This is a genomic window from Amycolatopsis thermalba (assembly GCF_003385215.1).
In the GTDB taxonomy this organism is placed as follows: Bacteria; Actinomycetota; Actinomycetes; order Mycobacteriales; family Pseudonocardiaceae; genus Amycolatopsis_E; species Amycolatopsis_E thermalba.
Genome location: NZ_PQHW01000030.1, coordinates 57,312 through 63,657, shown reverse-complemented (window position 1 = coordinate 63,657; position 6,346 = coordinate 57,312). Strand labels below are relative to the sequence as shown.

Below are 6,346 nucleotides of genomic sequence, written 5' to 3'. Positions count from 1 at the left end.
GCACCGGTTCGGGACCCGGCCCGGGCGGGATGGGCTCGGGACCGGGAGGCACGGGATGCACCATGACGTCCTCCTCGGTCGTGGTCGACCCGTCCGGTATACCCGGTTCCGCGCTCCGGCGAACGTCGTCGATCTGCGCCTAGACTGGTCGCATGCGGCGACACCGCCCGGTAGTCGAAGTGCCCGACGTCGTGGGTCTTGGCGCGGACGACGCGTGCGCGATCGTGCGCCGTGCCGGGCTGGTCCCCGCCGGGCCCGAGGGGATGCCGGCGCCGGAGGACGGCGTGGTCGTCGCGCAGGCGCCCATCGGCACGGCCGGCGCCGAGCAGGGCGCCACGGTCGTCCTGATCACCCAGCACGGCCGCCGCCCGTCGGACGATCCGATCACGCCGCCGCCGACCGAAGAAGCGGACACCCTGCAGCCCGCCTGATCGGGTTTCCTCACTCGAAAGAGTGACACCGGGAACTATTCCGGTGGGTGATTCCCAGCCTTTGACACTGCTTTGACACCCGTCGGCGCCGCACGGAACCATTCCGTTCCGCCCATTTCCGGGGCACAGATTCAGGGAACGGAACATGGAGAAGGCATGCGCCTGAAATCGCCGTCATGGCGAAAGATATCGATCGGCACGGTGGCCGTCGCACTGGCCGCCGGCGCCGTGACCTACACCGGCACGAGCAGCGCCTACGCCGACGTGCAGGTGGTCACCGACTCGAAAACCGGGGCGGACGGAAAACAGTACTGGGTGGAGAACCACCTCGTCGACGGCAATAAAATTCGCAGTGAAAACAATGGGCAGCGCAAGGAATGGCTGCTCGTCTGGGCCGGTGACGAGAACATCGCCGACACGGTCGTCAAGGACGTCAAGAACCTGCCCGGCACCATCAGCGGCGGGCTGAACAAGGCGAAGAACGCCCTGCCCGGCCCGGACTTCCTCGCCGTCATCGACGCCACCAAGGGCTCGCCGACGTACGGCAAGGTCGTCAACACCGCCACCGTCGGCCCGCTGGTCGAGAACGAGCCGCACCACATGCAGTACGTGTGGCACAAGGGCGACACGATCTACGCCGGCGCGCTGTTCGCCGCGGCGACGTACGCGTTCGACGTGAGCGCGTTGCCGCAGCTCAAGCTCAAGGGCGTCAGCCTGCCGACCCAGACGCTCGGCGGGTCCGTGCCGGACGCCTACTGGGTGCTCAAGGACGGCACGGCCTACGGCACGTACATGGGTGGCCCGGTCGCGCCCGGCCCGTACACCTACGCCAACGGCCAGACCGTGATCAGCAACGGGTTCGCCGGCAGCCCCGGTGAGGTCGTGCGCTTCGACGAGAACGCGCAGGTGCTGTCGCAGACCTCGGCGGCCACCCCGCAGGGCGACAACGCGAAGCTGTGCGAGAACCTGCCGACGCTGGGCCAGCCGACCTGCGCCAACCCGCACGGCATCCAGGCCCGTGAGGACCTGAACACGCTGGTCACCAGCGACTACGCGGAGCCGCGGAACATCATCCTCGACCCGGTCAAGCAGCCGTCGCCGTACCTGCGCCGGCCGACCGTCCGGACCTGGGACATCTCCGACCGCAACAACCCGAAGCTCAAGGCCGTGTCGTACCTGCCGGACGGCCCCCGCGCCGGCGACTACGACCCGCTCTACGCCGAGAGCCGGGCGGTCATGGAGACCACGGTGACGAACCTGCCCGGTCACAAGGGCGCGTTCGCCCAGACCATGCAGGGCGGCGCGGTGTTCTACACGCCGGACATCACCAAGGCCGAGCCCCACTGGTACCAGGTGTGGGACGACGGCGCGGCGAACCGGGCGCTGGGCAACAACGACAGCATCGGCGCCAGCTCCAACGGCGGCTGGATCCAGACCAGCCCGGACGACCGGTTCCTCTACCGCGCCATCCAGGGGCGGCAGAAGGGCACGCTCGGGCCGGACGACCCCGGCACCACCGGCGGCGTCTACATCCTGAACATCGAGAACCTGCTCGCGCAGGGTCCCGGCTGGGCCGGTCCGGGCATCCAGACGAAGGAGCAGGCGCGCAGCGGCGCGGACAACGGGGTGCTGCCCACGCTCGCCGGTGCGGCGCCGATCAACCCGGGCACCCCGGGTGCCGGCCCGCACTGGGGCGCCTACGACAACTTCGAGCTGGGCGAGGACGGTTTCTACCACGAGATCACCTCGCCGGACCGGCTCGCGGTGTCGAACTACTTCGTGGCGCGGTCCGGTTTGGACGGTGACCACAAGGTCAACATCGTGAACCTGACGCCGGACGGCAAGGCCTCGGTGGACCAGGACTTCCGCGACGAGTTCACCGGCCAGGTGGGCATCAACTTCAACCGGAAGTCGTGGCCGCACGGCGATTTCGGCAACGCCAAGCCCCACTCGGAACTGTTCGTCGTCGCTGACGCGGACGTGAAGTAAGCGCTCTCCGTGCGGGGCCGGGCCCGGCCCCGCACGGGCGGCGCGCGGAAGAGGTACGTCATGGACCACGGGTCCCATCCGGTCACCGGCTCGGCCGGGCTGGATCTGGCCGCGCTGATCGTGCGGCTGGTGTTGTTGCCGGCCACGGCGTTCGTCGCGGGGGTCGGGCTGCTGCGGCCGCAGGTGGACACGCTGCCCCGCCGGTTGTGGCAGGTCACCGTCGTTCTCGGCGGGCTCTCGGCGGTGCTGGCCGTGGTGTCGGCGGTGGCCTTCGCGGTCAACGTCGTCGGGGCCGTCGTGCACGCGCTGCTGGTGCTGGCCGTGCCGGTGCTGACCGCGCGGCGGCCGCCGGTGGGCCGCTGGGTGGCCACCGCGCTGCTGGTGCTGCTGATCCTGGAGACCGCGCTCGGCCGGTCCGGGGTGGAGTTCGCGATCGACACGGTGTACGTCGCGGCGACGGCCGTCTGGTTCGGGCTGGCGTCGCTGGCGCTGGCGCGGGCGGAGACGCCGCGGCTCGGGCCGCTGTCGTGGACGCTCGGCGGTGTGGTGGCGCTGGCGGGCGCGGTGCAGCTGGTCCTGTCCGGTGTGGCGTTCGACCGGCGGCTTTACGACACGGGGTTCGGAATCGCGCTGCTGGCCGCGTTCGTGTTGCCGATCGTGGCGGCCGTGCTGTGGCGGCGGGTGGCGGTCGTCGGTGTCGCGGCCGCGTTCGTGGCGTGGAGCGCGTTCGTGGCCCTGCCGGAACCGGCCGACCTGCCGGTGCCGGGCGTGCCGCTGCTCGCCGACGCGGGTCGCACGCCGGTGCTGGTCAGCCCGCAGCGGCCGGGGGTGAACCTGGTGCACCTGCCCACCGCGGGCTCGGCCCGGGTCGGGGACGGGCCGGCCGTCCCGGCGGTGGCGCGGCCTGGTGCCTCGGGTTTCTGGGCCGAGGTCGAGCTGCCCGCGGGACGCAGCGAGCTGGTGGTGGGTGGCCGGACGGTCGAGGTGGACACGGGTTCGCTGGCCGCTCTGGGAACGGCGTCGGGGCCGGACGGGCCCGAGTGCGCGACCACCGCGCTCGGCGGCCTGGTCGCGGGGCGGAAGGACGTGTTGACGAACTGCCCGGCGGACGCACTGTCCGAAGCGGACGCCGACGCGCTGCGCAAGCTGGTCGGTTTCCTGGCCGACCGGAAGACCCAGTCGATCACCGTCGTGGACGATTCGTCGCCGCGTGGCGCCGCGGCCGGCCGGGTCGTCCGGGACGCCGCCGCGGCTGACGGAATCACCGTGCGCCCGGACGGCGCCGCGCTGGTGGTGGTCGCGGGCTGGGCACAGGCGGCCGCGGCGCTGGACGGGCGGGCCGCGGCGCAGCGGGAACGGCCGGCGTACCCGTACGGGCTGTACGTCGCTCCGTGGCTGCTGACCGGGCCGCTGGTGAACACGGTGGCCAGCTCGACGGTGCCGCTGCGGTTCGACCCGCGCGAGCAGGCCGCGGTGAGCTATGCCGTGGCGCTGGACAATGCCTTCCCCGGCGAGGCGGCGACCATGACCGGGTTCCGGCAGTGGCTCGGCCCGGAGCAGCCGGAGGCGCCGCGGGTGCAGCTGTTCGCGTCGGCGCAGGTCAACGCGATGCCGATGGCGCCGGGACAGCCGCACGCGCCGGGCATGGACTCCCCCGGCGAAGGGCTCGGGTTCTTCGTTCCACAGGGGACGGTCGTGCCGATCAGTTTTCCGCTCGGTTGAGACGGGCGGAGCAGAAAGGAGAGTGCAAGTGCGCAGGAGTGTGGTGAGGGTGCTGGCCGGCGGTGTGATCGCGGCCGCGGCACTGGGGCTGGGCGGCGGCGTCGCGAGCGCCGACGAGGTGCCGATCTGGGTCGTGCCGGGCGTGGACGCCGGCCCACTGCTCGACCCGACGATCGGCCTGCCGACGACGGCGCTGGTCCCGGTCTACGGCCTGCTGACCGAACTGGCGGGCTGACCGAGGAAGAGCCCCGCGCCAGGTGGGTGGCGCGGGGCTCTTCCGTGTTCCAGCCCGGCCCACCCGAGGCGCGACCGACAGTTCCTGGGTCCCGCACCAGGCAGAACGCGGCGCCGAGCCAGCGGCCCAGCCCCTCCGCAACTCACCGGCCGACGATGTGCGCGCCCCGCCAGGCACCTGGCAGCGCCGGCACCTGCAACCCTCCCCAGTGGCCCGAACCGGAAGAGCCCCGCGCCAGGTGGGTGGCGCGGGGCTCTTCCGTGTTCAACCTCAGCCGAAGCTCGGCAGGAGCTTGCCCGGCGCCGCGTTGATGGAGCGGATCAGCCCGATCACCGGCACGCCCAGCGGCGCGAAGGTGTAGGCGTTGTCGAGGTTGGACGTGTCCGGCTCGTCCACGACCGCCACGTCACCCGGCGCGGGCGCGGCCAGCGCGGGGGCCGCGGCGCCGAGCAGGGCCGCCCCGGCGAGGGCGCTCGCGACGAGGCCCCGGATCACGGTCTGCTTCATGTTCCCACCTTTCTGTTGTCGGGGATTTTCCTTTCCCCGCAACGAAGAATGGCAGGACAACCGGGTGGTTGTCCTGCCATTCCAGGGCTTGGGAACTCAGCAGATGGAGTCCGCCGGCTTCGGGTTGGCGAGCCCGAACAGCGGCCGCAGCTTCAGGCCGATCCACGTGCCACCCAGCGCGAAGATACCCCACAACCAGCCGTGCAGGCTGCCGGTGGAGATACCGGCCAGGTAGGCGCCGATGTTGCAGCCGCCGGCCAGACGGGCGCCGATGCCCATCAGGATTCCACCCAGGACGGACGCGATCGCCGTGCGCCACGGGATCTCCGAGTGGATCTTCCACGTGCCCGCCGCCGCGGCCGCGACCGCCGCGCCCAGGATGATGCCGATGTCGGTGAGGCTGGTCTTGTCCGTCCAGATCGGACTCGCCAGCGACTTGGCGTTGCTGGTGGTCTGCCAGAACTCCCAGGTTTCCGGGTGCAGGCCGATCAGCTGCAGGAACTTCGCGCCCCACAGGGCGAAGGCGAACGTGATGCCCCAGGTGCCGCCGGAGACGAGCACGACCGCGGCGGCGAGCACGGCCAGCACGACCGCGCCCACCAGCAGCGGCCACGAGCCGCGGAAGACGCGCGCGACGCCCTTCGCGGTCGGCGGCACACCCACCGGCGGCGGGTTGCGGCGCGCCTGCACGACCCGGGTCGCGACGACGACCAGCCCGAGCACAGCGATGGTGATGGCCCACGAACCGAACCAGCCGACGTGGTCGGCGAGCAGCACGCCGGTCACCTGCGGCCAGCCGTCGAAGATCGGGAACGCCCAGGTGTAGAACACCGACCCGGCGATGAACCCGCCGAGCGTGAGCACGATCGACGACTGCCCCGACCCGACCGCGAACAACGTGCCGGACGCGCACGCGCCGCCGAGTTGCATGCCGATCGCGAACAGCGCGGCCCCGACGAACAACGCGAGCCCGATCGGGCCGGCCGTGGCCTTCGGCGTGGTGCCGAACAGGCCGGTGCCGGTGCCGATGAGCAGGGCGATCAACGTCGCGGCCGTGCCGAGCAGCAGCGCGTGGGCGCGCAGGCCCTCGCCGTTGCCGACCGCGATGAGCTGCCGCCAGGCCGAGGTGAACCCGAAGCGCGAGTGGTACAGCGCGAGGCCGAGGAACAGCCCGATGACCAGCAGGGCGCCGAACTTGCCGCCGTAGGTGGCCCAGACGTACCAGCTCAACGCGACCGACCCGGCGGCCGAGACGGCGAGCGGGACCTTGCGGACCGGCTCCTCGGGCTCCGGTATCGGCGCGGCGCACGAGGTGGGCGAGCGCAGCAGGAAGTTGCCGGCAGGCTGCCGGTCGGTGACAGCGGACACAGAGCACTCCAAAACGGGGCCATGGGGACGAACCACGGACCACGTTAAGACTCCGTGAACCGTTCGCCCAGGTCATCCCAGAGTGCGGTACGCC

General features: G+C 71.7%; 6 protein-coding genes. 4 read left to right on the top strand and 2 right to left on the bottom strand.

Going from position 1 to position 6,346, the window contains the following annotated elements; genetic code table 11:
* The first annotated feature begins 152 nt into the window (after positions 1-152).
* The 4 genes from D0D15_RS14875 (at position 153) to D0D15_RS14860 (ending at position 4,377) form a co-directional block, all read left to right on the top strand.
* On the top strand, positions 153-431 hold the full coding sequence (locus D0D15_RS14875; RefSeq protein ID WP_233157337.1) for a PASTA domain-containing protein: 279 nt from the start codon (positions 153-155) through the stop codon (positions 429-431).
* A gap of 156 nt (positions 432-587) precedes the next feature.
* Positions 588-2,420 (top strand): hypothetical protein, encoded by a 1,833-nt coding sequence (locus D0D15_RS14870; protein ID WP_198958266.1) that lies wholly within the window; start codon positions 588-590, stop codon positions 2,418-2,420.
* 60 nt (positions 2,421-2,480) lie between these two features.
* Positions 2,481-4,142, top strand: coding sequence for a hypothetical protein (locus tag D0D15_RS14865; protein WP_115944506.1), 1,662 nt, complete (start codon positions 2,481-2,483; stop codon positions 4,140-4,142).
* A 28-nt stretch (positions 4,143-4,170) separates the two neighbouring features.
* Positions 4,171-4,377: a hypothetical protein gene (locus D0D15_RS14860; RefSeq protein WP_233157338.1), complete on the top strand. Its 207-nt coding sequence runs from the start codon at positions 4,171-4,173 to the stop codon at positions 4,375-4,377.
* Between the two features lie 270 nt (positions 4,378-4,647).
* On the opposite strand, the gene D0D15_RS14855 is transcribed toward D0D15_RS14860, so the two are convergent.
* Together D0D15_RS14855 and D0D15_RS14850 are read right to left on the bottom strand one after the other, a co-directional pair.
* Positions 4,648-4,884, bottom strand: coding sequence for a hypothetical protein (locus D0D15_RS14855; RefSeq protein WP_115944505.1), 237 nt, complete (start codon positions 4,882-4,884; stop codon positions 4,648-4,650).
* A 96-nt stretch (positions 4,885-4,980) separates the two neighbouring features.
* Complete coding sequence (locus D0D15_RS14850; protein WP_094006405.1) at positions 4,981-6,252, bottom strand: YeeE/YedE family protein; 1,272 nt, start codon at positions 6,250-6,252, stop codon at positions 4,981-4,983.
* Positions 6,253-6,346: the final 94 nt, after the last annotated feature.